Source organism: Glutamicibacter sp. Je.9.36 (assembly GCF_051129975.1).
Classification (GTDB): Bacteria; Actinomycetota; Actinomycetes; order Actinomycetales; family Micrococcaceae; genus Glutamicibacter.
This window is the reverse complement of record NZ_JBCPSN010000002.1, coordinates 726,544-749,029: the sequence shown is the minus strand read 5'-3', so window position 1 is coordinate 749,029 and position 22,486 is coordinate 726,544. Positions and strand designations below refer to the sequence as shown.

Genomic DNA, 22,486 nt, shown 5'->3' with positions numbered 1-22,486 from the left:
GGCGTAGGCGTCGCAGCGGCTATGGCAGGGTGAGAATTTCCGCGCCTTCATCGGTGACCAGCAGGGTGTGCTCGAACTGCGCGGTGCGCTTCTTGTCCTTGGTGGTCACGGTCCAGTCGTCTTCCCACATGTCCCATTCGACGGTGCCCAAGGTGAGCATCGGCTCGATGGTGAAAACCATGCCCGGCTCGATGGGAGTGTTGTAGGCCGGCGCCGCATCGTAATGCGGGATGATCAAGCCGGAATGGAAGGCCTCGCCGACGCCGTGGCCGGTGAAGTCGCGGACCACGCCGTAGCCGAACCGCTTGGCGTAGGTTTCAATGCTTCGGCCGATCACATTGATCTCACGCCCTGGCATCACGGCCTTGATGGCGCGCTTCAGCGAGTTTTCGGTGCGCTCGACCAGCAAGCGCGATTCTTCATCCACGTCACCGACCAGGAAGGTGGCGTTGTTATCTCCGTGAACGCCACCGATGAAGGCGGTGATATCGATATTGATGATGTCGCCATCTTGCAAAACAGTGGTGTCCGGGATGCCGTGGCAGATGACCTCGTTCAACGAGGAGCACAGCGACTTGGGGAATCCGCGGTAGCCCAGGGTTGACGGGTAGGCGTTGTGATCCATGAGGAATTCGTGGCCAAGCCGATCGAGCTGGTCGGTGGTGGCTCCCGGCTGGCAAGCCTTGCCAACTTCCTGCAGTGCCTGAGCGGCAATCCTTGAAGCTATGCGAATGCGCTCGATGACTTCTGGGCTTTTGATTTCCGAAGCCGTATTGCTGGCAGGTTCCTTCTTGCCAACGTATTCGGGGCGTTCAATGTGTTTCGGTACCGGAAGCTCCGGGGAGACCGTGCCGGCGGTGAGATTTCCAAGGGGTGCAGTTGAAGCAATAGCCATGCTTTTATTCTAGCTTCACGTATCTGCCGCTTCGCTAGGAGATAGCCGATAGGACAGGTGGTGTTGCACCTATTTTCCGCCGGTTGGGTTACCGTGGAAGAAGCAGCAAGAATCGAGAATAGAGGAGTTTTCCATGAGCTCAGTTGGCACCCCGGGCGAGGGGCAGTACTGGTACAACGTCTCGACCAAGACCGTGGAGAATGGCCCGCAGTCTGATTGGTCGCAGTTGCTTGGCCCATATGACACGGTTGCTGAAGCCGAAGCGGCAATGGCGAAAGTCCAGGCACGCAATGAGGCGTGGGACGACGCAGAGGAAGACGACGAGTAGAAGTCAAAGGGCACCGAGCCAGGCCGGTGCAAAGAATGGCAAAGCGGTGCGCTGCCACGATGGATAACATCGAGGCAGCGCACCGCTTTGCGATACGGCGTGAGCCGGCTTCTATTCCTTGAACTCGTACTCTGCCGAGGGGAAGGTGCCGGAAACCACGTCCTGGTGGTACTCGCGCACCGCGTTGCCGACAACTTCACGCAGATCAGCGTACTTCTTCACGAAGCGCGGGGTGCGGCCCCCGCCAAGACCCAGCATGTCCTGCCAAACCAGGACCTGTCCGGTGGTGGAGTTGCCAGCGCCGATGCCGATGGTCGGCACCTTCAGTGCGGCATCGATTTTGGCAGCGACTGGGCTTGGCACCATTTCCATCAGGATGCAGAAGGCGCCTGCATCCTGCAATTGCACAGCGTCGTGCTTCATCTGCTCTACAGCGTCGCCACGGCCCTGCACGCGGTACCCGCCCAATGCATGCTCGGACTGCGGAGTGAATCCGATGTGCCCGATAACGGGAACGCCGGCAAGGACCATGGCGCGGACATGCTCGGCGTATTGCGCGGTGCCCTCCATCTTGACCGCGTGGGCATGGCCTTCCTTCATCAGGCGCACCGCAGTGGCAACGGCCTGGGCAGGGGACTGCTCGTAGCTGCCAAACGGGAGGTCGGCAACGACCATGGCGCGTTTGGCCCCGTTGGCGACAGCTTTGGTGAACATGATCATTTCGTCGAGGGTAATGGGCAGCGTGGACTCGTAGCCGAGTACGGTATTGGCAGCGGAGTCGCCAACCAGCAGCAACTCGATCCCGGCCGAATCGAAAATCTCTGCCATCATTACGTCATAAGCAGTTAACATCGCGAATTTTTCGCCATTGTCCTTGGCCTGCTGCAAATGATGAAGTCGGATACGGGACGGGCCTTTTTCAGGGTTCCCTAGGTATGGTTGTGGCATGAATCGACTTTATCGCACTTGCACAGGGCGATGCTGATCGTTGGGACGGTTCTGAACCGATATAGTGTTGCCACAGGTCAATTTTCTTACCGGTTGTGATCAGCGCCGGATATCAGAATCCCAAAGGTGGTGGAAAATGGATCGTCAGCAGGAATTTGTACTGCGCACCATTGAAGAACGCGACGTTCGATTTGTGCGAATGTGGTTTACCGACGTCGTTGGTTCGCTCAAGTCGGTGGCGTTGGCTCCTGCTGAAGTTGAAGATGCTTTCGAAGAAGGTCTGGGATTCGATGGTTCCTCCATTGATGGACTGTCCCGGATCTCCGAGTCTGACATGTTGCTTCAGCCAGATCCTGCCACCTTCCAGATCCTGCCGTGGCGCGGCGAAGTCGAACCGACCTCCCGCATGTTCTGCGACATCCTGACCCCTGAGGGCCAGCCGTCCAATGCAGATCCGCGCCAGGTGCTCAAGCGCCAGCTGGCCGAAGCATCGAATATGGGTTTCACTTGCTACACCCACCCGGAGATCGAATTCTATTTGCTGGAGAACGATCAGCTGGATGCCAATGGCCGTCCCCAGCCGATCGACAACGGTGGCTACTTCGACCACGTGCCAGATGGCGTGGGGCAGGACTTCCGCCGTGCTTCCGTGACCACGCTGGAAGCGCTGGGCATTTCGGTGGAGTTCTCCCACCACGAAACAGGTCCAGGCCAGAACGAAATCGATCTGCGCTACGCAGATGCCTTGCAGACCGCCGACAACATCATGACCTTCCGTACCGTCATCAAGGAGATGGCGATGCAGAAGGGCATCCACGCAACCTTCATGCCCAAGCCATTTGCCGACCAGCCAGGCAGCGGCATGCATACCCACTTCTCCTTGTTCGAAGGCGACGCTAACGCGTTCTTCGAAGCTGGCCGCGAATACCAGCTCTCCGATGTGGCCCGGTCCTTCATCGCCGGCATCTTGCACCATGCGCCGGAAATGACCGCCATCACCAACCAGTACGTGAACTCGTACAAGCGGTTGTGGGGTGGAGGCGAGGCGCCGAGCCACCGTTCGTGGGGGCACAACAACCGCTCGGCACTGGTCCGCGTGCCGCTGTACAAGCCAGGCAAGGGACAGTCCGCCCGCGTGGAATACCGCGGTATCGACTCGGCAGCCAATCCGTACCTGGCCTACGCGGTCTTGCTGGGCGCTGGGCTGAAGGGCATCCGCGAAGGCTACGAGCTGGAAGAGCCAACCGAGGATGATGTCTGGAGCCTGTCCACGGCAGAACGCCGCGCCTCGGGCCACGTTCCGCTGCCTGGCAGCCTGCACGACGCATTGCGCGCCATGGAAGAGTCGGAACTGATGGCCGAGATCCTCGGCGAGCAGGTATTCAACTCGTTCCTGTCGAACAAGCGCACCGAATGGGAAGAGTACCGCCAGGTCATCACCCCATACGAACTGAACAAGTATTTGGGAATCCTCTAGAGACTTCGCCGCGTGAAGCTGCGTGGCGAAATGCGGGAGAACACGAGACACCATGCCGGAAGTACCCTCGCGAGCATTGCTCAACGCTGGCTTCAGCGACATCGAAAGGGCCAAGAATTTCCTTCAGGCCGAGGAACTGTCCCGGATTGATCCCAGCCTGATCGTGAGCAAGATGGCGCATGCGCCAGATCCGGACCAGGCACTGCTGCTGGCCCTGCGGTTGGTGGATCGGCACCCGGAAGTCATCGATATCTTCATGGAGCCCGATAGCTGCCAAGGGCTCGTCAGGCTTCTGGGCAGCTCTTCTGCGCTCGGGGAGTTCCTCATGCGTTGTCCCGAGGCGCTGGAGATTGTCCGCCACGCCCCGTCCGGTGAATTCGTCCCCGTGCCCGCGGAACAGCTGGTCGAGGACTTGCTGGCATCGATCGAGGCCAAGCAATCGGACGGCGGGCACTGGGTCTCTTCCCATACCGGGGCTGAAGCGCGTCAGCGCTTGCGCACCGCCTACCGCAAGGCCTTGCTCTCGCTGGCCCACCGGGACTTGGGTTCCACCCAGCCGCAGCGCATTCTGCCCCTGGTCGCCGCGGAACTGGCCGACATGGCTGGTGCCGCGTTGGAGGGGGCATTGGCCATTGCCCGGGCCGAAGCCGCCGAACAATATGATGCTGGCGACGTTGATCGGGTTAAGATCACCATCATTGGCATGGGCAAGTGCGGTGCACGTGAACTGAACTATATTTCGGACGTCGATGTCATTTACGTCCACGATTCCACGCTGGGAATCGATGACGACCTGGCGGCCGCGATCGCGACGGTGATCTGCGGGAACACGGCACGTGCCCTGATGGTGCCTGGCCCTGAGCCGATGCTCTGGGAGGTGGATGCGAATCTTCGCCCCGAGGGCAAGGACGGGGCCTTGACCCGTACGCTCTCATCCCATGAAGCGTACTACCGCCGGTGGGCCCATTCATGGGAATTCCAAGCCCTGCTCAAGGCCCGCGCGATTGCCGGCGACAAGGAACTGGGACGCTCTTATGAGCGGATGGTTTCGCCAATGGTGTGGTCCAGTTCCGAACGCGAAGGCTTCGTTGAATCCGTCCAGGCCATGCGCCGACGCGTCAGCGACAACATCGACAAGCAAGATGTTGCGTGGCAAATCAAGCTGGGCCCCGGTGGGCTGCGCGACGTCGAGTTCACCGTCCAGCTGCTCCAACTCGTCCATGGTCGAGTCGACCCCGCCATCCAGGTGCCAACCACCACCCTGGCCATCCAAGCGATGAGCGATATCGGCTACATCGGCCGTGATGATGCGACGAATTTCGATGACTCATACCGTTTCCTGCGCTTGCTGGAGCACCGGATACAGCTCAGCCAATTGCGCCGTACCCACTTGATGCCCCGGGCAGAAAGCGCCCAGCGCGTGCTTGCACGATCGATCCGTGGTGCCGGAGACCTGCAGCTCAGCAGCCCGGAGAAGCTGATGCGCCGCTGGAATGAAACCAAGCGGATGGTGCGTTCGCTGCACGAGCGTATTTTCTACCGTCCGCTCCTGGTCAGTAGTTCCAACCTCTCGGCCGATGACGTCAAGCTCACCGCCGAATCGGCGCAAGCCCGCCTGCGTGCCCTGGGCTATCTCGACCCGAAGGCGGCGATGCGGCACATCGAAGCCCTGACCGGTGGGGTCTCGCGCAGTGCGTCATTGCAACGGCAATTGCTGCCGGTACTCCTGGACTGGTTTGCCCGCGGGGTTGACCCGGATGCTGGATTGCTGGGCTTCCGCCGGCTCAGCGAAGCGCTGGGCAAGTCCCATTGGTTCCTCGGCATGCTGCGCGATACCAACGCTGCCGCCGAACGGCTGAGCCACTTGCTCTCCAATACGCGCTTCCTGACCGACCTGCTGGCCAACGAACCTGCGGCGGCCGCTTGGCTGGGCTCCGACGCCTCCTTGACTCCGCAGACATTCGAGAACCTGCTGCAGCAGAACACCTCGATCATCCATCGCACGAAGCAGCCAGAAGCTGCCATCCGCATGATCCGCATGGTGCGCCGCCGCGAGTTCTTGCGTGTCGCGCTTGCCGACGGCGCTGGCCTGCTGACCGTTGACGAAGTTGGCGTAGCACTCTCTAACATCGACGCCGCCATGGTTGACGGGGTGCTGAAGGTCCTCTTGGCTGCTGACCAGGCCAAGCACGGGGAACATGCTGTCGTTTCGGTCATTGCCATGGGCCGCCAAGGCGGTCGGGAAATCGGCTACGGCTCTGATGCGGACGTCCTGTTCGTGCAGCGCCCGGTTCCTGGCGCCACGGCCCAAGCTGCTCAAGAACAAGCGCTTCGGGTAGTTACCGACCTGGTGTCGTGGACCGCCAAACCGTTGAAACCAGCCATTCCAGCTGAAGTGAAATTGAAAGTGGACTCGGATCTGCGCCCCGAGGGCCGCCAGGGAATGCTGGTCCGTTCTCTCGACGCCTACGCCACCTATTACCAGCGATGGGTGGAAATCTGGGAACGCCAGGCGTTGCAGCGTGCACGCCCGTTTGCCGGCGATGACCAGTTGGCTGAAGATTTCATGGAATTGATTAGGCCGGTGCGCTACGGCAAGGGACTGGACGAGTCGGAGATCCGGGATATCCGCAAGATCAAGGCCCGCGTTGAGTCCGAACGGCTCCCGCGAGGTGCCGACCCCAACCGCCACCTGAAACTGGGACGAGGCTCGCTCTCGGACATTGAATGGCTGGTGCAGTTCTACCAGTTGCAATACGCCTGGAAGCACGAATCCCTGCGCACCACCTCGACGCTCCAGGCATTGGAAGAGCTGGCGAAATTGGAGCTCATTGCGCAGGACGATAGCGAACTGCTGGCGATTGCTTGGCGGCTGGCTACGCAGATTCGCAGTGCTGAAATCATCACGTCCGGACGTTCCAGCGATGTCTTGCCGAGTTCGGCGCGCGATATGGAAGCCGTGGCTCGGTGGTGCGGCTATGAGCCGCACTTTGGCGTGGAACTCGAAGAAGACTACTTGCGTGCAACCCGGCACGCGCGTGGCATCTTTGAACTGCTGTTCTACGGCTTTGAGGACTAGGAACCGCGGTGGCCGTTGAAAGGCTGCTGGAACGTTCCTGGAGCCCGCTGGCTGCTTCATCCAGGCCGTGGCAACGCCGCGTGCTGCTAGGTAAGGGAGCAGCCCTGTGGGACGATGCGTGCGCTGCTTTGCTCCGCTGGGAAGTCAAGACACGCAGCGGGTTCCGGCTCCAGCCGCAGTTGCCGGTCGCCGCGGGCCAGCGACCCTTGATCACCATCGGTGTCGGACCGTTGCGCATCCATGAACCTGTGGAGGTCGTTGACGTCATTGCGGAAAGTGATTGGGTAGGGTTTTCCTACCGGACGCTGCAGGGGCATCCGGTTCAGGGTGTGGAAGCTTTCATTCTCGAACGCGTGGACGAGCAGGTTTTCCTGCTGATCAGGTCGGTCACGGAACCTTCTGATGTGCCTGCTTGGCGTCGAGTCTTCAGGGTGCTGCTCCTGGCGCAGTGGGTGACACGTCAGCGTTACCTTCGTGCGCTGAAACCTTAGTCCGCAACCGGCACTTTCCTGCACTTCCCGCCGGAACAGGACGCGGGGGACTAGGGTGGGGATTGTAATCTCTACGCGAATAATGAGTGCAGGGGAGCTTTGAAAATGCTGGACCCAAAGATGCTGCAGGCTGCCATTGATCAGTCCTTGCTGGCCCTGGAATCCAATGACAGCGGACCATTTGGCGCGGTGGTAGTCCTTGACGGAAAAGTCGTTTCCGCTGGCTACAACTCGGTGGTGGGTAGCCAGGATCCAACGGCGCACGCCGAAATCAATGCCATCCGCGCAGCGGGCCGAGCACTGGGAACCTTCGATCTGTCGCAATGCGAGCTCTACACCAGCTGCGAGCCATGTCCCATGTGCCTGGGGGCCATCTATTGGTCCCGCTTCAAGCATGTCTACTATGCGAATACGCGCGAGGAAGCCGCGAAGATCGGCTTCGATGATGATTTCATCTACAAGGAGCTTGAGCTTCCCATGAGCGAGCGGAAAATTCCCTTTACCAAGGTTGAAGATTCCGGTGCGCTCAGGGCGTTTGAGCTTTGGGAAGCAAAGAGCGACAAGCAGGAATACTAGTACTTGTTATCGGGGTGGCACTTGCCCTGAGCGCGATGGCCGCCCATGTGCGGGCCCGCACTGATGCTTAAACAGCGGAAGTCCGCACAAGCTGCCAGAACATTGTTCTTGCGCTTTGTGCGGACTCCTCTGCAAACTACATGGGGCGATGCCCAGTCAGCTGATTAGCAACCGTAGTAGAGCTCGAACTCGTATGGGTTCGGGCGCAGGCTCAATGGCTTGATTTCGTTTTCACGCTTGTACTCGACCCAAGTCTGGATCAGGTCCTCGGTGAAGACGCCGCCTTCGAGCAGGAACTCGTGATCAGCTTCCAGGGCCTTGAGCGCCTCTTCGAGGCTTTCAGGTGCGCGCTGGATTTCCTTGGCCTCTTCGGCAGGAAGCTCGTAGAGGTCCTTGTCGATTGGCTCTGCAGGTTCAATGCGGTTCTTGATGCCGTCCAGGCCAGCCATCAGCTGGGCTGCGAACGCCAGGTATGGGTTCGAGGAAGCATCCGGAGCGCGGAACTCGATGCGCTTCGCCTTAGGGTTCGAACCGGTGATCGGGATACGGATACCGGCAGAGCGGTTGCCCTGCGAGTAAACCATGTTCACTGGAGCTTCGTAGCCCTTGACCAGGCGGCGGTAGGAGTTCACGGTTGGGTTGGTGAACGCGAGCACGGCGTCTGCGTGCTTCAGCAGGCCGCCGATGTACCAGCGAGCGGTATCGGACAGGCCAGCGTAGCCCTTTTCGTCGTAGAACAGCGGTTCGCCGTTGGACCACAGCGACTGGTGCACGTGCATGCCCGAGCCGTTGTCGCCGAAGACTGGCTTTGGCATGAAGGTTGCGGACTTGCCCCACGCGTCAGCGACGTTCTTCACGATGTACTTGAAGAGCATCAGTTCATCAGCGGAGTGAACCATGGTGTTGAACTTGTAGTTGATTTCTGCCTGGCCGGCAGCGCCCACCTCGTGGTGGCTGCGCTCAACCTCAAGGCCAGCCTTGTCCAGCTCGACGCAGATCGCGTCGCGCAGGTCAGCCTGCTTGTCAGTCGGTGCAACTGGGAAGTAGCCGCCCTTGTACGGGGTCTTGTAACCCTGGTTGCCGCCTTCTTCCTTGCGGCCGGTGTTCCAAGGTGCCTCGTCGGAATCGATCGAGTAGAACGCGCCCTGTGGCTTGGATTCGTAGCGAACGTCTTCGAAGATGAAGAATTCTGCTTCTGGGGCGAAGAACGCGGTGTCAGCGATACCGGTCGATTCCAGGTAAGCCTCGGCGCGTTCGGCAACGCCACGTGGGTCGCGGTGGTAAGGCTCACCGGTGCGTGGGTTGATGATCGAGAAGTTGAAGGCCAGGGTCTTTTCCAGGCGGAAGGGATCGATGAAGCCGGTGGTGACGTCCGGGATCAGCTGCATGTCGGAATCAGAGATGCCGGCGAAGCCGCGGATGGAAGAACCATCGAAGAGCTGGCCGTTGACGAAGAAGTCGGCATCCACGGACTTGGCAGGCACGTTGAAGTGCTGCTGTACACCTGGTAGGTCGGTGAAACGGATATCGACGAACTTGATGTCCTCTTCGGCAATATATGCCAAGACTTCTTCTGGACTGGTAAACATGTGCAGGTGACTCCCTGGTGAGATATAAGGTTTGGTAAACGGAACCGGTAGTCGGAATGATCCGGCTGGTCCTCTTGCTTACGTATCAAGCTTACCTATAATCCATTTCTGAATGGTGTCTCTATTGTTTCCAACCTGTTACAAGCGGAGAATCCGGGCGTGTCGTATCGCGCTGATCTGCGCTAATTGCCTGCTGTAACAATCTGACTTGGATACTTGCTACCTGGTTATCGCGTTCTAACTGGCGCACAGAATCGCTGGATAGACTGTATTGGTGGAAAGAAAAGACTTCAGCTCGTGGCTTGAAGGGCCGCCGCAGCATAATACGCAACAATGGCCCGGGCAGGATATGGGGCGCCCCGAAAAGGGCCCCGGCTCCATTGCCAGATTCCCGCGACGGGTCGGTGCACTGCTCTTGGACTGGGGGCTCTCGATGCTGCTGAGCTGGTGGCTGTTTGACAGCCACGATCTGGCAACATTGAGCCTGTTCTGCGCCGGGCAGATCATCGGTGTCGGGTTCACCGGGCACACGATCGGGCACCGTACCTTTGGCATGCAGGTGCAGTCGCTGGATGGAACCGCAATCAAGCCGTTGCAAGGCCTGATTCGTTCCTTGCTGCTTTGCCTGGCTATTCCGGCCTTCGTCACCGACAAGGACCAGCGTGGACTGCACGATCGTTTGCCCAAGACCATCCTGGTGAATATCTCCTAGCAAAAGATCCGGACAGCAAGAAAGAAGCCGCAACTGGAAATTCCAGTTGCGGCTTCTTTAGTAGTTGTCTTTAGCGTCCGCGCGTAGCGCGGCGGTTTGGACGGACGCGGTTCGGGTCTACACCCTTGGGGATGGGCAGACGATTCGCGGTCAACGTGCTCAAGCGCTTGTCGATTGCGCTGACTTCCAGCTTCGTAATCGACTTTGGAAGCTTCTTCATTGCCTTGCCGACTTCAGCCAACGGAGTCTGGCCTTCTTCGGAACCAGCGTTGATGATGTGCACGGGAACGTTCGGTAGAACGCGGGCGATGCGCTTGCGCTCGGACGAGGCAAGCTCACGAACCCGGCTCTTTGGACCCTCGGTGACCAGGACGATGCCCGGGCGACCGATACCGAGGAACACCAGATCCTGGTGGCGGTTGTAGGCAACTGGTTCCTGCTTCAGGATCCAGCCGCGACGCAGCACGCTCATGGCGGCGCCGGCAGCGCCGGGGCGGCCCTCAAGCTGCGAGAACGCAGCTTTCTCTGCGCGGCGGGACATCACGAACATTGCAGCAAGGAGCGCCAGCGGGATTGCGATGATCAACATCGTGATCCAGTTTTTGATCAAGAAGCCAATGACCAAGCAGACAGCAATGACGGCCAAGGCTGCCAATGCCATCCACCACACGACCATCGGGTCATTGCGGCGAGTCATCTGGAAGACCTGGCCAATTTGCTTCAGGCGGCCCGGTTCTTTGTTCTTCTTCTCAGCTTTTGGTTTACGCGAAAACAAGCCACGCTTAGGCGCGGCTGCGTCGTTGTCGGAGTTTTTGGCCATAGTGCCTTAATTCTACGCGATGAAGTTGATAGTTCTAAGCCGAGCCGGATCGAACACGGCATTTTCAGCTGAATTGCCCATGGACGGGCAGTGGGAAAGCCCCGGAACCCTCGATGGATTCCATCAGGAGTTCCGGGGCCTTAGCCGTGGGGTCCACTGGACCGAGCTACTTGATCAGCGAAGCTGCTTCCTGGCGCGTGTTGCCGGAGGACTCGATATGTGCCAATGCCTCTGGGATTTCGCGGCTCTTCTTGCGCATGGCGCCGGCCCACAGGCGGCCAGCGCGGTAGGAAGAACGGACCAGCGGCCCAGCCATGACTCCGGCAAAGCCGAGTTCTTCGGCTTCCTGCTGAAGCTCCAGGAACTCCTGCGGGGTGACCCAGCGGTCGACTGGCAGATGCAGGTCGGTTGGGCGCAGGTACTGGGTCAAAGTCAGCAGATCGCAGCCTGCCTCATGGAGATCACGCATGGCCTCGGAAATTTCTTCTCGAGTTTCACCCATACCCAGAATCAGGTTGGACTTGGTGATCAAGCCACGCTTGCGGCCATGGGTGATCACATCCATGGAACGCTCGTAACGGAAAGCCGGGCGGATACGCTTGAACAGGCGAGGCACAGTCTCTACGTTGTGGGCGTAGACTTCTGGCTCCGAATCGCAGATGGTATCCAGGTTCTCCGGCTTGCCGCTGAAATCGGGGATCAGCAGCTCTACGCCGGTGCTTGGATTCATCTTGTGGATCTGCCGCACAGTCTCGGCATACAGCCAGGTGCCCTCGTCTTCGAGGTCATCACGGGCAACGCCGGTTACGGTGGCGTAGCGCAGATCCATCTTCTTCACGCTCATGGCCACCTTGAATGGCTCTGAGCGGTCAATTGCCAAGGGCTTGCCGGTGGCGATCTGGCAGAAGTCGCAACGGCGGGTGCACTCTGAGCCGCCGATCAGGAAGGAAGCCTCGCGGTCTTCCCAGCACTCGAAGATGTTCGGGCAGCCTGCTTCTTCGCAGACCGTATGCAGGCCTTCGCTCTGTACGAGATTTTTCAGGCCAACGTATTCAGGGCCAATGCTCAACTTGGCCTTGATCCATTCTGGCTTACGCTCCACAGGTACGGCAGCGTTGCGCTTTTCTACGCGCAGCATACGGCGGCCTTCTGGTTCGACGCTCATTAAACAGCTCTTTCTTTGGTGAGGGCGTGACTGTCTAGACGACTTGAGGGGTGAGCAGACGCTCTATTTCGGTTTGTACGCGGTCAACGACGTCTTCGGGGGTGACGGTACGGCCGAGTTCTTCGGAAATGGTGGTGACACCTGCATCGGAGATGCCGCAGGGGATGATCTGTTCGTAGGCGGAAAGCGCGTTCGAGCAGTTCAATGCGAAACCGTGCATGGTGACACCGTGGTTGATGCGGATGCCGATGGCTGCGATTTTACGGTCCTGAGCGCCGTCTTTGCCCGGTACCCAGACCCCGGAGCGGCCCTTGATCTGGGCCGTTGGAATGCCTAGCTCGCTGACCACGTTAATCAGGGCTTCTTCCAAGGTCTCCACGTAAAGTCGGATTGCGCTGATCTTGCGTAGCTTGACGATGGGGTAGCCAATGAGCTGTCCCGGGCCATGCCAGGTCAACTTTCCACCGCGATCCACATCCACCACGGGGGTCCCGTCCATCGGGAGATCTTCAGGTTCAGTTCGCTTGCCTGCGGTGTAAACCGCTTCGTGCTCCAGGAACAGGACTTTTGGGGTTTGCGTGTCCGCGGCTACCGCATCATGCAGTTGGATTTGGTAATCCCAAGCTTCCATGTAGGGCACAAATTTTGAGCCTAGTCCGACTCGTTCGAATTCGATCGCCATGACGGCTAGCCTACGCTCTTGAACGATCGGTCGCTAATTCAGAGCCGTCGAACCCATTTGTGGATATCCAGCTTGCAATTTACGATTCTGGGCTACAACGGAGTCATGGATGATTCTACGAATGTTCTAGCGTGGCCGACAAGCCCCGGGCATGTCACGGTAAGGCCGCTAAGTTCCAAGTCACCGTGTAAAGTTTGGCTGATCCGGAGGGAAAGCGACCAGTTGTACCTCACGCTAAAACTTAGCCTGACTATGGAAAACATCACCTCGCTTCGCCAAGAGCAGGTAACGCAGTCAAGGAAATATGTCGTTGATTTCTACGGAACCCTGTCGACACAATTGGGCGAGGGGCTGGTTATGGAATATTGCCCCGGTGGCAGCGTGGCTGATCTTGTGGCAAGTCGAAGCGCCTTTGGCCTGGGGGAGTGCGTGACCGCGCTGGCACCCATCGCGCAGACGCTTTCGGTGATGCATGCGCAGGGCCAACGCCATGGAGACTTATCGCCGGCCAATATATTGCTCACTGCCAAGGGAATGCCGAAGATCATTGACTTCCAGGAATCAGCTTCAGCACGGCAGGCGCTCACCGGCTCCGGTACGCCAGGATTCATGGCCCCTGAAATGCAGGCCGGGGTACGGGAAAGCCAAGTTGGAGAGCAGGACGTGTTTTCGCTGGGCGCCTGCTTGTGGTTTCTCCTATCCGGACGGATTCCCGAAGAGGAACTGATGCGTCCTCCGGCAAGCGTGATGTTCCCCGGAATCCCTTCGATCATTCATGAACTGTTGATCGATTCGCTGAATCCAGATCCGCAAGCACGACCGACCGCAGATCAGTTTGCTCGAACGTTGTTCGCAAGCTGTCCGGCAGAGCCCATCAGCTGGGAAGGGCATGTAGCTCCAGAAGCTACTCATCTGATGGAGACCATCCATCCATCCGCGGAACAGGATGCTGCGCACAAGCGCTTCAAGCGCCAGGCCGATACCGCAAGCAGGCAGCGAAGCCCCAGCCGCGATGACTCCTGGCATAGCCATCGATTGCGCCGGACCCCCGGGGCCGTGAAATTGGCTGGTGCCGCAGCACTGGGCTCGTTGGTTATTATCGGGAGCCTCGTGGGCGTCAATCATTTCCGTGCGGCTGTGGCCACCGAAACGACTGCGGCTACGGCAGTACCGTCAGCAGAGCAAAGCTGCAGAATTGAAGACGGGGCGCACGTTCCAGCTTGTGCCTTGAATCGGGACACCGTGATCTCTGCATTCCTCGCGCTTTCAAGAGAGCGCGATGAAGCGATGGGGCAGCTGGCGGGGGAGAAGCTCAAGGGGCTCTACGCTTCAGGAGCGGAGCAGCTGCAACGAGATCTCGAAACAATCGATCAGCTTCGGAAAATGGGTTTGGAATTTGCGGGATTGCGCACGAAACTCACGGACGTCACGGTATCGGCGCGTGGGCAGGGGGACTCTGTCATTCTTGCTGCCACTTCCACCCAAGAGGAATACCGCTACGTGGATGCCCGCGGAGCCACGGTTCACGCCGTCCAGGCCGCGCAGCCGCAACGCATCGAAGTGGAACTAGTGCTGGAAGACGAGCGCTGGAAAATTGGCAAGGTATTGCGCCGTTAAAAGCGAAACGGCGGGAGGTGCAACCACAGCTTGCTCCAAGCTGATGGTTGCGACTCCCGCCGTCAATGCTAATGCTGATTAGTTCCAGAGTACCGCGATGGCGATGTTGATCAAGGCCATGCCACCCACGGCGTGAGCGATCCCCGTAGGAACTTCCTCGCCGTTCTTCATCTTCTTCCGGCCAAGGAACGCTGCCACCAAGATAATGATTGCAATCAGCGACTTGATTCCAATCTTCATGTGGTTTGGCGAACCGTCGCCAGCCTCGAGAATACCGACCATGGCCAGACCCGTTACGACCTGAACGATAGCGCCATACCACTGCCATACGGAGACGGTTGGAGTCTTGAAATTAGCAAGCCAGCCGCCGAAGATAGCTGCTGCACCCAAGATATGCACGAAAATCAGGATTGAAAGAAGAATAGTCATGATACTAGCCTAATCTATTTTCGACTGATCGTAGAAAACGCAGAATCGCCCCTGTCGAATCAACGACAGGGGCGATTATCTACCTAGGCTGCGAAAGCGAAAGCTGGATCTTTACAGTCCCAGTTCGCCTTCGAAAGCGCCGCCTTCAAGGCGAGCCTTGACGGTCTGCAGGAAGCGGCCTGCATCGGCACCGTCAACCAGACGGTGATCGTAGGTCAGGCACAGGTACATCATGTGGCGGATGGCAATCGAATCGTTGCCCTCTGCGTCGGTAATGACCATTGGACGCTTCACGATCGCACCGGTGCCCAGGATGGCTACCTGTGGCTGGTTGATGATCGGGGTGTCGAACAGTGCGCCAACCGAACCGATGTTGGTGATCGAGAAGGTGCCACCGGAGAGCTCATCCGGACCGATCTTGTTGCTGCGGGTGCGTGCAGCAACATCAGCGATACGCGAAGCCATGCCAGCCAGGTTCAGATCGCCAGCGTTCGATACAACAGGAACCAGCAGGCCCTTGTCGGTGTCGACTGCGAATGCCAAGTGCTCGGCATTGTGGTAGGTGATCTTCTGGGTCTCTTCGTTGTACTCGGCGTTCAACTTAGGGTGTGCCTTCAGGCCCTCGGCAACAGCCTTGGCGATGAATGGCAAGTAAGTGAGGTTCACGCCGTTGGTGGCCTTGAAGTTGGCCTTTGCCGAAGCACGCAGCTTCACGATGCGGGTCATATCGATCTCGTGGACCTGGGTCAGCTGAGTCGATACGTCCAGGGATTCGCGCATACGGCGAGCGATGACCTGGCGGATACGTGGAGCCTTCTCCTCGGTGCCTCGCAGCGAGGAAACCTCAACTGCAGGAGCAGCTGGCTTCGCGGCGGCAGGGGCAGGGGCGGCAGCTGGTGCAGCGGCTGGTGCAGCAGCTTCCTGGGCGGCAACAGCGTCCAGGACATCCTGCTTGCGGATGCGACCGCCAACGCCGGTACCCTTCACCGAAGCAATGTCGATGCTGTGCTGGTTAGCCAAGCGGCGGACCAGTGGGGTGACGTAGCCGGACTCATTGGTTGCCTCAGCAGCCGGTGCCTCTTCCTTTGCAGGAGCGGGAGCAGCCGGAGCGGCAGGTGCCTCTTCCTTAGCGGGAGCCGGAGCAGCCGGAGCCTCTTCCTTTGCAGGAGCCGGAGCAGCAGCTGGTGCTTCTTCCTTGGCTGGGGCGGCAGCTGGAGCAGCGCCAGCTGCACCGATAACAGCCAGAACAGCGCCAACTTCAGCGGTCTCGTCTTCTGGAACGCGAATTTCCAGCAGGGTACCTGCAACTGGGGAAGGAACTTCGGTGTCAACCTTGTCGGTGGAAACCTCAAGCAGTGGCTCGTCGACGGAGACTTCCTCGCCTACTTCCTTCAGCCAGCGGGTGACGGTACCTTCGGTAACCGACTCGCCCAGAGCTGGAAGGGTCACTTCGGTGCCTGAAGCAGCGCCGGCGGCTGGTGCAGCTGCTGGAGCTTCTTCGGCTGCAGGTGCGGCTGGTGCTTCTTCAGCGGCTGGTTCGGCAGGTGCTTCTTCAGCGGCCGGAGCTGCTGGTGCAGCTTCGCCAGCGCCGGAGCCATCGCCAATGCGAACCAGTGGGGCGCCAACTTCAGCGTCCTCGTCTTCGGCTACGAAGATTTCCTCGATGATGCCGGCAACCGGCGAAGGAACTTCAGTGTCAACCTTGTCGGTGGAAACTTCCACCAACGGCTCGTCTACCTCTACACGGTCGCCGACCTGCTTCAGCCAGCGGGTTACCGTACCTTCGGTAACGCTTTCACCCAGTGCGGGTAGGTTTACGGTTTCAGACATCGTCCCGTATCTCCTTGTTTTATAAAGCTTGAAAAGTGGTGGGAGGCGTTGCCTCCGAGCCTAGTGCATACAGGCAGCGCGTTGAACTAACGCGCTGCCTGTATGACCAAAGCGTGATTAACCGTGCAGCGGGGCGCCGGCCAAAGCCATTGCGGCTTCGCCCAGGGACTCGTTCTGGGTTGGGTGTGCGTGGATCAGCTGCGATACATCCTCTGGGTAAGCTTCCCAGTTCACGATCAGCTGGGCTTCACCGATCTGCTCGCCAATGCGGCCGCCGATGCCGTGAACGCCAACGATTGGGCCGTTCTTGACGCGAACCATCTTGATGATGCCGCTGGTGCCCAGGATCGAGGACTTGCCATTGCCAGCCAAGTTGTACTCGGTGGTTTCAATCTGGTCGGCACCGAACTTCTCCTTGGCCTTCGGCTCGGAGTAGCCCACGGAAGCGATCTCTGGCTCGCAGAAGGTCACCTTCGGGATGTTGATGTCCTCGACGATGGTTGGCTTCATGCCGTGGATTTCCTCGGCTACGAAGCGGCCATGCTGGTAACCGCGGTGTGCAAGCTGTACGCCTGGAACGATGTCGCCGATTGCGTAGATGTTGCCAACGCCGGTGTGCAGGCGCTCATCGGTGATCACGAAGCCGCGGTCAATGGTGATGCCCTGCTCTTCGAAGCCGAGGCCCTCGGTGACCGGACCGCGACCCACTGCAACCAGAACGATCTCTGCTTCCAGGACCTTGCCGTCAGCCAGGGAGACCTTGGCGCCATTAGCATCCTGCTCGACCTTCTCGAAGAAGACGCCGGTGTTGAACTTGATGCCGCGCTTCTTGAAAGCGCGCTCCAGGTTCTTGATGATGGCTGGGTCCTCGTTTGGAACCAGCGAAGGCAGGCCCTCGACGATGGTGACGTCGACGCCGAAGGACTTCCATACGGAAGCGAACTCGACACCGATGACGCCGCCGCCGAGCACGATGGCGCTCTTTGGCAGGTCTTCCATGTTCAGTGCTTCGGTGCTGGTCAGTACGCGGCCGCCGATTTCCAGACCCATGGTCTTGGAGGTGGAGCCGGTAGCCAGGATGATGTATTTGCCCTTGTAGACGGTGCCATCAACATCGATGGAATCCTGGGAGACCAGTCGGCCGTTACCGGTGATAACGTTGACCTTCTTCATCTTCAGCAAGCCCTGGAGACCCTTGTGCTTTCCAGCAACAATGTCTTCCTTGTACTTGCGCACGCCAGCCAGGTCGATCGACTCCAGCGAGGAGTTGATGCCGAACTTGGCACCCTCGCGAGCGTTCTCGGCCAGCTCTGCTGCGTGCAGGTAAGCCTTGGTTGGGATGCAGCCGGTGTGCAGGCAGGTGCCGCCCAGCTTTTCCTTCTCGATCAATCCAACGGTGTAGCCCAGCTGGATGGCGCGCAATGCTGCCGAGTATCCAGCGGATCCGCCGCCGAGGATGAGGACATCAAATTCTTGCGTTGCTGCCGAATCGGCCACGTGAACGCTCCCTCGTATTCGCTTAGTGAGGCCGGCTTAGGCCGACCAGGGGATCGGGTGTGGACTTCCTGGAGCGTGACACATGCGGGCGCGCACCATTAATCCACGGTGATGTTTCAAAACTTACCTTAGTACCGTCCAATGGTTGCAGTCACCTTCGGGGCATTAAAAGTCAGGTATGTCTCTTATTTTTAAACTCATCCCGGCATCGTGCAGATAGTTCTGGCGATACCGGGATGAGTTCCAGGACACAGGAACTGCCATTAGTCCTGCGTTGCTGCGGCTAGTTTGCTGCAGCGAGCTGCTCTGCGTAGGCAACCAGGGTGCGTACCTGGGAGCCGGTGCCGTTCTTCGGAGTGTAGCCCCAGGCGCTGCCTTCGTTGAACGCAGGACCAGCGAAGTCGATGTGGGCCCAAGGGATCTTCTTGCCGTCTACTTCACCGACGAACTCTTCGAGGAACACGGCAGCAGTCATCATGCCGCCCATGCGCTCACCGATGTTCGCCAGATCGGCAACCTGCGACTCGATGGACGGGCGCAGCTCCTCCGGAAGCGGCATGGCCCAAGCCAATTCGCCCACCTTGTCCGAGACGGCAACCAAGTCGCTGGTGACCTGCTTGTCGCCCATGACACCTGCGGTGCGCAGGCCCAGGGCCAGCATCTGCGCGCCGGTCAGCGTAGCGATGTCGATCATGACATCCGGCTTCTCCAAGCTGGCAGCTGCCAGGCCATCAGCCATGACCAAGCGGCCTTCGGCGTCGGTATTGAGCACTTCAACGGTCTTGCCGCCGAACATGGTCAGCACATCGCCCGGACGGGTCGAGGCGCCGCCAGGCATGTTTTCTGCCAGGCACAGCCATGCAGTGACCTTGACATTCAGGCCCAGCTCGGCGACTGCGGCAACGGTCTGGAAGACCGCGGCGGCACCGGACATGTCGGACTTCATGGCGTGCATGCCGGCAGCAGGCTTCAGCGAGGTGCCACCGGTGTCGAAGGTAATGCCCTTGCCGATCAAGGCGATGTGCTTGGCGGCCTTCGACGGCGCGTATTCGATCTTGACCATGCGCGGCTGGCGAACCGAACCGCCGCCAACACCGATCAGGCCGCCGAAGCCGTCCTTGGCAAGGCGCTTCTCGTCGAAAATGGTGACCTTCAGCGGCAGGGACTTGGCGTGGTCCTTCACTGCTGCGGCGAAGGATTCCGGGTACAGCACGTTGGCTGGGGCGTTGATCAGATCGCGGGTGCCGCGTACAGCGCGGCCCAGGATGGCAGCGCGCTTGAGTACTGCTGGCAGGTCCTTGGATGTCGCTACCGAGGTGACGATCTGGGCTTCGGCCAGTACCGGCTTCTCGCTCTTCTTCGAACGGTGGTTTTCGTAGCGGTAGCTGCCCAGCGCGATGCCTTCTGCGATGGCGGCCACGCGCTCAACGCTGTCAGCAGGCAAAGCGAAAATGGCGCTCTTGGCGTTGCTCAGCTGGCGGGCAGCCGAACCGGCGGCGCGGCGCAGCTTCTCCTCGGTCAGATCAGCTAGCTCGTCAACACCCAGGCCGATGAACCGCAAGGTCTTGGTCTTGGCACCGTCTACGCCTGGCAGCGCGGTGATTTCGTCGGCCTTCCCGGCAACGCCCAAAGCTGAAAGCGACTGCTCCAGGGAAGTGGTGGTTTCGGCGGTGAATGGGGATGCCGCGATGGACACCTTTTCGCCGTTCTTGAGTACACCCAGGATGAGGGTGTCAGCGCTCTTGCGCTTGATGTCGGCGCCAATGGCGCTCAAAGTGAGATCACTGGAGTTGATCACAAAATCATTCCTTCTATGCCTTTGTAGGGTCTAAGGTCGCGACAGCCCCGGTGGTTTTCCGGAACAGCTCATGCCGGCGGGCTGTGCGTCTCCTACCCCAAGGTTATCCGAGGTTCCGCGTCATCGTGCGTTACTTCACAGCGAGCGAAAGCCAAGTAGCGATAAGATGGACCATTGATCTGTACTTGAAGTGCAGTCCCAGCCGATGGTTGCCGCTCCCGCTTTGCCGGATGCCGACCCTGAATGAGGAGAAAATGTCCAAGGAATCGTTGATGACGCTGGTCGCAGACGACTTGGATGACTCGCGCCTTCAAGGTCTTGGCATGTTCGTCTCGCTGAAGAGCATCAGCGATGCCGGGCATAACCATTCGCAGGTCTCCAACGAGCTTTTCGGACGCCTCGACTCGGAGCTCTTCGCCACTTTCGACGCCGATGAGCTAATCGCCTACACTTCCCAGCGCCCGCGGGTCTCTTTCCTGGGCGACCACTTCGCTGGATACCAGGCTCCACGCATGGAGATCTACCTGATGACCGATGAGATGGACCGCAAGTTCTGGTTCCTCACCGGTGTAGAACCCGACTTGAAGTGGGAACGCGTGGTCGCGGAACTGCATTCCTTCATTGAAGCCTTCAACATATCGCTGGTTGTGGGGACCGCATCGTTGCCGATGCCGGTGCCGCATACCCGCCCGGTAGGCGTTACCGCGCATGGAAACCGCAAGGACCTGATCGAGAACATCTCGACGTGGAGCCCTACGGTGGAATCGCCAGCAGGTCTGGCCTCGCTGCTCGAAATTCGCCTGAGCGAAGCTGGCCGTGATGTCGTGGGATACTCCCTGCACACCCCGCACTACCTCGCCGAATCCGAGTACCCGGCCGTTGCCGTTGCGACGCTGGAATACGTAGGAGCGGCACTGAAGCTGGCTTTGCCAACGGACAAGCTGCGTGAGGCAGGTCGACTGGTGGACCAGCAGCTTGCCGAACAGCTCGAAACCAATAGCGATGTTCGCCAAATGGTCGATGGATTCGAAGAACGGTTCGATGCGCATGCCAAGGAACATGAACCGCGCTCGCTGTTGCTGGATGAAGACGAGCAGATGGCGGATGCCGAGGAATTGGGCGCCAGCGCCGAGCATTTCCTTGCGGCCATTGAGAACACTGAAGATTGGTTGAAAAACGGTCACATCGAACCGTTGCCAGGTGATCACGACCAGTGAGCCAGGCCCATCTGAATTCACCGAAGTCGTGGGTCGTCTTCGGCTTCGCAATTCTTGCCTACATTTCTGCAATTTCGCAGCGCACCAGCTTCGGCGTCGCTGGCATCCAAGCCACCGAACGATTTGATGCCAGCGCGCAGATTCTGGCGACCTTCTCCGTCGTGCAGCTGGTTGTCTATGCCGGCGCGCAGGTGCCCGTAGGGCTGCTGCTGGATAAATTCGGTCCGCGCATCCTGATTACCTGCGGCGCCCTGCTGATGGCCGCAGGCCAAGCGTTCCTTGCGATTTCAGTCAACGTCCCCATGGGGTTGGCCGGGCGTGTCATGGTTGGCATGGGTGACGCGATGGTCTTCGTATCGGTGCTCAAGCTGTTGCCCCTGTGGTTCTCCGGCTCGCGAATCCCGGTGCTGACCCAGCTCACCGGTACCTTCGGCCAGCTCGGTCAGCTCATCAGCCTCTTTCCTTTCCATATGATCTTGCTGGGCGTCGGCTGGTCCGCGGCGTTCTCGGTCATGTCCGGTTTCGCTTTTGCCACCTTCATCACCACGATCGCTTTCGTGCGCAATGGCAGGACCTGGGAAGGGTCCGGCCAGGGGGAGCAGGAGACCGGCTCGCGGATTGCCCGGGCCTGGAAGCAGCCAGGGACCCGTTTGGGGTTCTGGACCCACTTCTCCACGGCATTCATGATCAACACCTTCATGATGACCTGGGGCTATCCTTTCCTTGTCGAAGGCCAAGGCATAGACGGTGCGCTGGCATCGGGCTTGATGGCGGTGTTCGTTGTGGTTTCCATCGTGGTGGGACCGATCCTCGGCGCCCTGACCTCGCGCCATGCCAGCCAGCGTTCCAACTTTGCCCTGGGCATTGTCGGCTCAATCCTGGTGATGTGGGCAGTCGTCCTGTTCTGGCCAGGACAGGCCCCGCTATGGATTCTGGTGCTATTGATGATCGCCATTGCCGCCGGTGGCCCGGCCTCCGTAATCGGCTTCGACTTCGCCCGAACGTTCAACCCGCCGCAGGTGCTGGGAACGGCCACCGGCCTGGTGAACACCGGCGGGTTCATAGGTGCCTTTGTCACGATCTACGTCATCGGATTCATCATGGACATGCTGTATAAGGCCAACGGCTCGGTGGGTGAGCTCTACAATCTTCAGGCCTTCCGCGTGGCCCTGTCAGTCCAGTTCGCCATGGCATTGCTCGGTATGGTGTTCATGGTCGTTGAACGCCGCAAGGCACGCCGCTTCCTCGCCGAGCAGTAAGCCCGCACCGGGGCGATCCGAAAGGTTCTCCACAGCTCGCAGCCTCTGACCTCATGCGCCTAGCGCAGCGTTGCACC

19 protein-coding genes are annotated in these 22,486 nt (G+C 59.4%); 9 read left to right on the top strand and 10 right to left on the bottom strand.

All coding sequences use genetic code 11. The annotated features are described in order from the left end of the window. Window positions 1-19: 19 nt before the first annotated feature. Window positions 20-895, bottom strand: a complete 876-nt coding sequence (gene map, locus AAZQ98_RS07970) for a type I methionyl aminopeptidase (protein ID WP_434691184.1) — start codon at window positions 893-895, stop codon at window positions 20-22. A gap of 133 nt (window positions 896-1,028) precedes the next feature. Between map and AAZQ98_RS07965 the strand changes: the two genes are divergently transcribed. Next, window positions 1,029-1,223 (top strand): hypothetical protein, encoded by a 195-nt coding sequence (locus tag AAZQ98_RS07965; protein ID WP_105656786.1) that lies wholly within the window; start codon window positions 1,029-1,031, stop codon window positions 1,221-1,223. 111 nt (window positions 1,224-1,334) lie between these two features. Here AAZQ98_RS07965 and panB read toward each other — a convergent pair whose 3' ends face one another. Beyond that, the gene (gene panB / locus AAZQ98_RS07960) at window positions 1,335-2,171 is read right to left on the bottom strand and encodes a 3-methyl-2-oxobutanoate hydroxymethyltransferase (protein WP_434691181.1); all 837 of its coding nucleotides are present in this window, start codon (window positions 2,169-2,171) and stop codon (window positions 1,335-1,337) included. Between the two features lie 136 nt (window positions 2,172-2,307). Between panB and glnA (AAZQ98_RS07955) the strand changes: the two genes are divergently transcribed. The 4 genes from glnA (AAZQ98_RS07955) to AAZQ98_RS07940 all read left to right on the top strand — a co-directional run bounded on the left by glnA (AAZQ98_RS07955) (window position 2,308) and on the right by AAZQ98_RS07940 (window position 7,794). After that, complete coding sequence (glnA, locus tag AAZQ98_RS07955; RefSeq protein WP_434691180.1) at window positions 2,308-3,648, top strand: type I glutamate--ammonia ligase; 1,341 nt, start codon at window positions 2,308-2,310, stop codon at window positions 3,646-3,648. A gap of 52 nt (window positions 3,649-3,700) precedes the next feature. Continuing rightward, a complete protein-coding gene (locus AAZQ98_RS07950) occupies window positions 3,701-6,727 on the top strand; it encodes a bifunctional [glutamine synthetase] adenylyltransferase/[glutamine synthetase]-adenylyl-L-tyrosine phosphorylase (protein ID WP_434691177.1) in 3,027 nt (1,008 codons plus the stop codon). An 8-nt stretch (window positions 6,728-6,735) separates the two neighbouring features. After that, window positions 6,736-7,218, top strand: coding sequence for a DUF1990 family protein (locus AAZQ98_RS07945; RefSeq protein WP_434691175.1), 483 nt, complete (start codon window positions 6,736-6,738; stop codon window positions 7,216-7,218). Window positions 7,219-7,323: 105 nt separating this feature from the next. Further along, a complete protein-coding gene (locus AAZQ98_RS07940; RefSeq protein WP_434691172.1) occupies window positions 7,324-7,794 on the top strand; it encodes a nucleoside deaminase in 471 nt (156 codons plus the stop codon). 164 nt (window positions 7,795-7,958) lie between these two features. Here AAZQ98_RS07940 and glnA (AAZQ98_RS07935) read toward each other — a convergent pair whose 3' ends face one another. Beyond that, entirely contained in the window at window positions 7,959-9,383 is a 1,425-nt protein-coding gene (gene glnA / locus AAZQ98_RS07935; protein ID WP_400288257.1) for a type I glutamate--ammonia ligase, read from the bottom strand. 274 nt (window positions 9,384-9,657) lie between these two features. On the opposite strand from glnA (AAZQ98_RS07935), the gene AAZQ98_RS07930 reads away from it, so the two are divergent. Continuing rightward, complete coding sequence (locus AAZQ98_RS07930; protein ID WP_400288256.1) at window positions 9,658-10,095, top strand: RDD family protein; 438 nt, start codon at window positions 9,658-9,660, stop codon at window positions 10,093-10,095. 70 nt (window positions 10,096-10,165) lie between these two features. Here AAZQ98_RS07930 and AAZQ98_RS07925 read toward each other — a convergent pair whose 3' ends face one another. From AAZQ98_RS07925 to lipB, 3 genes are all read right to left on the bottom strand, one after another. Further along, complete coding sequence (locus tag AAZQ98_RS07925; protein WP_105656779.1) at window positions 10,166-10,915, bottom strand: DUF4191 domain-containing protein; 750 nt, start codon at window positions 10,913-10,915, stop codon at window positions 10,166-10,168. Between the two features lie 166 nt (window positions 10,916-11,081). Next, complete coding sequence (gene lipA / locus AAZQ98_RS07920) at window positions 11,082-12,080, bottom strand: lipoyl synthase (RefSeq protein ID WP_434691169.1); 999 nt, start codon at window positions 12,078-12,080, stop codon at window positions 11,082-11,084. A gap of 34 nt (window positions 12,081-12,114) precedes the next feature. Next, a complete protein-coding gene (gene lipB, locus AAZQ98_RS07915) occupies window positions 12,115-12,789 on the bottom strand; it encodes a lipoyl(octanoyl) transferase LipB (RefSeq protein WP_286134117.1) in 675 nt (224 codons plus the stop codon). On the opposite strand from lipB, the gene AAZQ98_RS07910 reads away from it, so the two are divergent. Beyond that, a complete protein-coding gene (locus tag AAZQ98_RS07910; protein ID WP_434691166.1) occupies window positions 12,781-14,379 on the top strand; it encodes a serine/threonine-protein kinase in 1,599 nt (532 codons plus the stop codon). The two genes, lipB and AAZQ98_RS07910, sit on opposite strands and share 9 nt — an antisense overlap. Window positions 14,380-14,457: 78 nt before the next feature. On the opposite strand, the gene AAZQ98_RS07905 is transcribed toward AAZQ98_RS07910, so the two are convergent. The 4 genes from AAZQ98_RS07905 to AAZQ98_RS07890 form a co-directional block, all read right to left on the bottom strand. Beyond that, complete coding sequence (locus AAZQ98_RS07905; protein ID WP_105656775.1) at window positions 14,458-14,808, bottom strand: hypothetical protein; 351 nt, start codon at window positions 14,806-14,808, stop codon at window positions 14,458-14,460. A gap of 111 nt (window positions 14,809-14,919) precedes the next feature. After that, window positions 14,920-16,638 (bottom strand): 2-oxoglutarate dehydrogenase, E2 component, dihydrolipoamide succinyltransferase, encoded by a 1,719-nt coding sequence (gene sucB / locus AAZQ98_RS07900; protein WP_434691164.1) that lies wholly within the window; start codon window positions 16,636-16,638, stop codon window positions 14,920-14,922. A 117-nt stretch (window positions 16,639-16,755) separates the two neighbouring features. Continuing rightward, window positions 16,756-18,135, bottom strand: a complete 1,380-nt coding sequence (gene lpdA, locus AAZQ98_RS07895) for a dihydrolipoyl dehydrogenase (RefSeq protein WP_105656773.1) — start codon at window positions 18,133-18,135, stop codon at window positions 16,756-16,758. A gap of 283 nt (window positions 18,136-18,418) precedes the next feature. Beyond that, window positions 18,419-19,933 (bottom strand): leucyl aminopeptidase, encoded by a 1,515-nt coding sequence (locus AAZQ98_RS07890; protein ID WP_434691161.1) that lies wholly within the window; start codon window positions 19,931-19,933, stop codon window positions 18,419-18,421. 254 nt (window positions 19,934-20,187) lie between these two features. On the opposite strand from AAZQ98_RS07890, the gene AAZQ98_RS07885 reads away from it, so the two are divergent. Both AAZQ98_RS07885 and AAZQ98_RS07880 read left to right on the top strand, forming a co-directional pair. Then, complete coding sequence (locus AAZQ98_RS07885) at window positions 20,188-21,150, top strand: proteasome assembly chaperone family protein (protein WP_434691158.1); 963 nt, start codon at window positions 20,188-20,190, stop codon at window positions 21,148-21,150. Next, complete coding sequence (locus tag AAZQ98_RS07880) at window positions 21,147-22,409, top strand: MFS transporter (protein WP_105656770.1); 1,263 nt, start codon at window positions 21,147-21,149, stop codon at window positions 22,407-22,409. Before AAZQ98_RS07885 ends, AAZQ98_RS07880 begins: the two co-directional genes overlap by 4 nt. Window positions 22,410-22,486 lie beyond the last annotated feature (77 nt).

Bases quoted from the DNA above. Each gene is read 5' to 3' on its own strand.
- map (WP_434691184.1), bottom strand. From the start codon at position 895: ATGGCTATTGCTTCAACTGCACCCCTTGGAAATCTCACCGCCGGCACG.
- AAZQ98_RS07965 (WP_105656786.1), top strand. From the start codon at position 1,029: ATGAGCTCAGTTGGCACCCCGGGCGAGGGGCAGTACTGGTACAACGTC.
- panB (WP_434691181.1), bottom strand. From the start codon at position 2,171: ATGCCACAACCATACCTAGGGAACCCTGAAAAAGGCCCGTCCCGTATC.
- glnA (WP_434691180.1), top strand. From the start codon at position 2,308: ATGGATCGTCAGCAGGAATTTGTACTGCGCACCATTGAAGAACGCGAC.
- AAZQ98_RS07950 (WP_434691177.1), top strand. From the start codon at position 3,701: ATGCCGGAAGTACCCTCGCGAGCATTGCTCAACGCTGGCTTCAGCGAC.
- AAZQ98_RS07940 (WP_434691172.1), top strand. From the start codon at position 7,324: ATGCTGGACCCAAAGATGCTGCAGGCTGCCATTGATCAGTCCTTGCTG.
- glnA (WP_400288257.1), bottom strand. From the start codon at position 9,383: ATGTTTACCAGTCCAGAAGAAGTCTTGGCATATATTGCCGAAGAGGAC.
- AAZQ98_RS07925 (WP_105656779.1), bottom strand. From the start codon at position 10,915: ATGGCCAAAAACTCCGACAACGACGCAGCCGCGCCTAAGCGTGGCTTG.
- lipA (WP_434691169.1), bottom strand. From the start codon at position 12,080: ATGAGCGTCGAACCAGAAGGCCGCCGTATGCTGCGCGTAGAAAAGCGC.
- AAZQ98_RS07905 (WP_105656775.1), bottom strand. From the start codon at position 14,808: ATGACTATTCTTCTTTCAATCCTGATTTTCGTGCATATCTTGGGTGCA.
- sucB (WP_434691164.1), bottom strand. From the start codon at position 16,638: ATGTCTGAAACCGTAAACCTACCCGCACTGGGTGAAAGCGTTACCGAA.
- AAZQ98_RS07885 (WP_434691158.1), top strand. From the start codon at position 20,188: ATGTCCAAGGAATCGTTGATGACGCTGGTCGCAGACGACTTGGATGAC.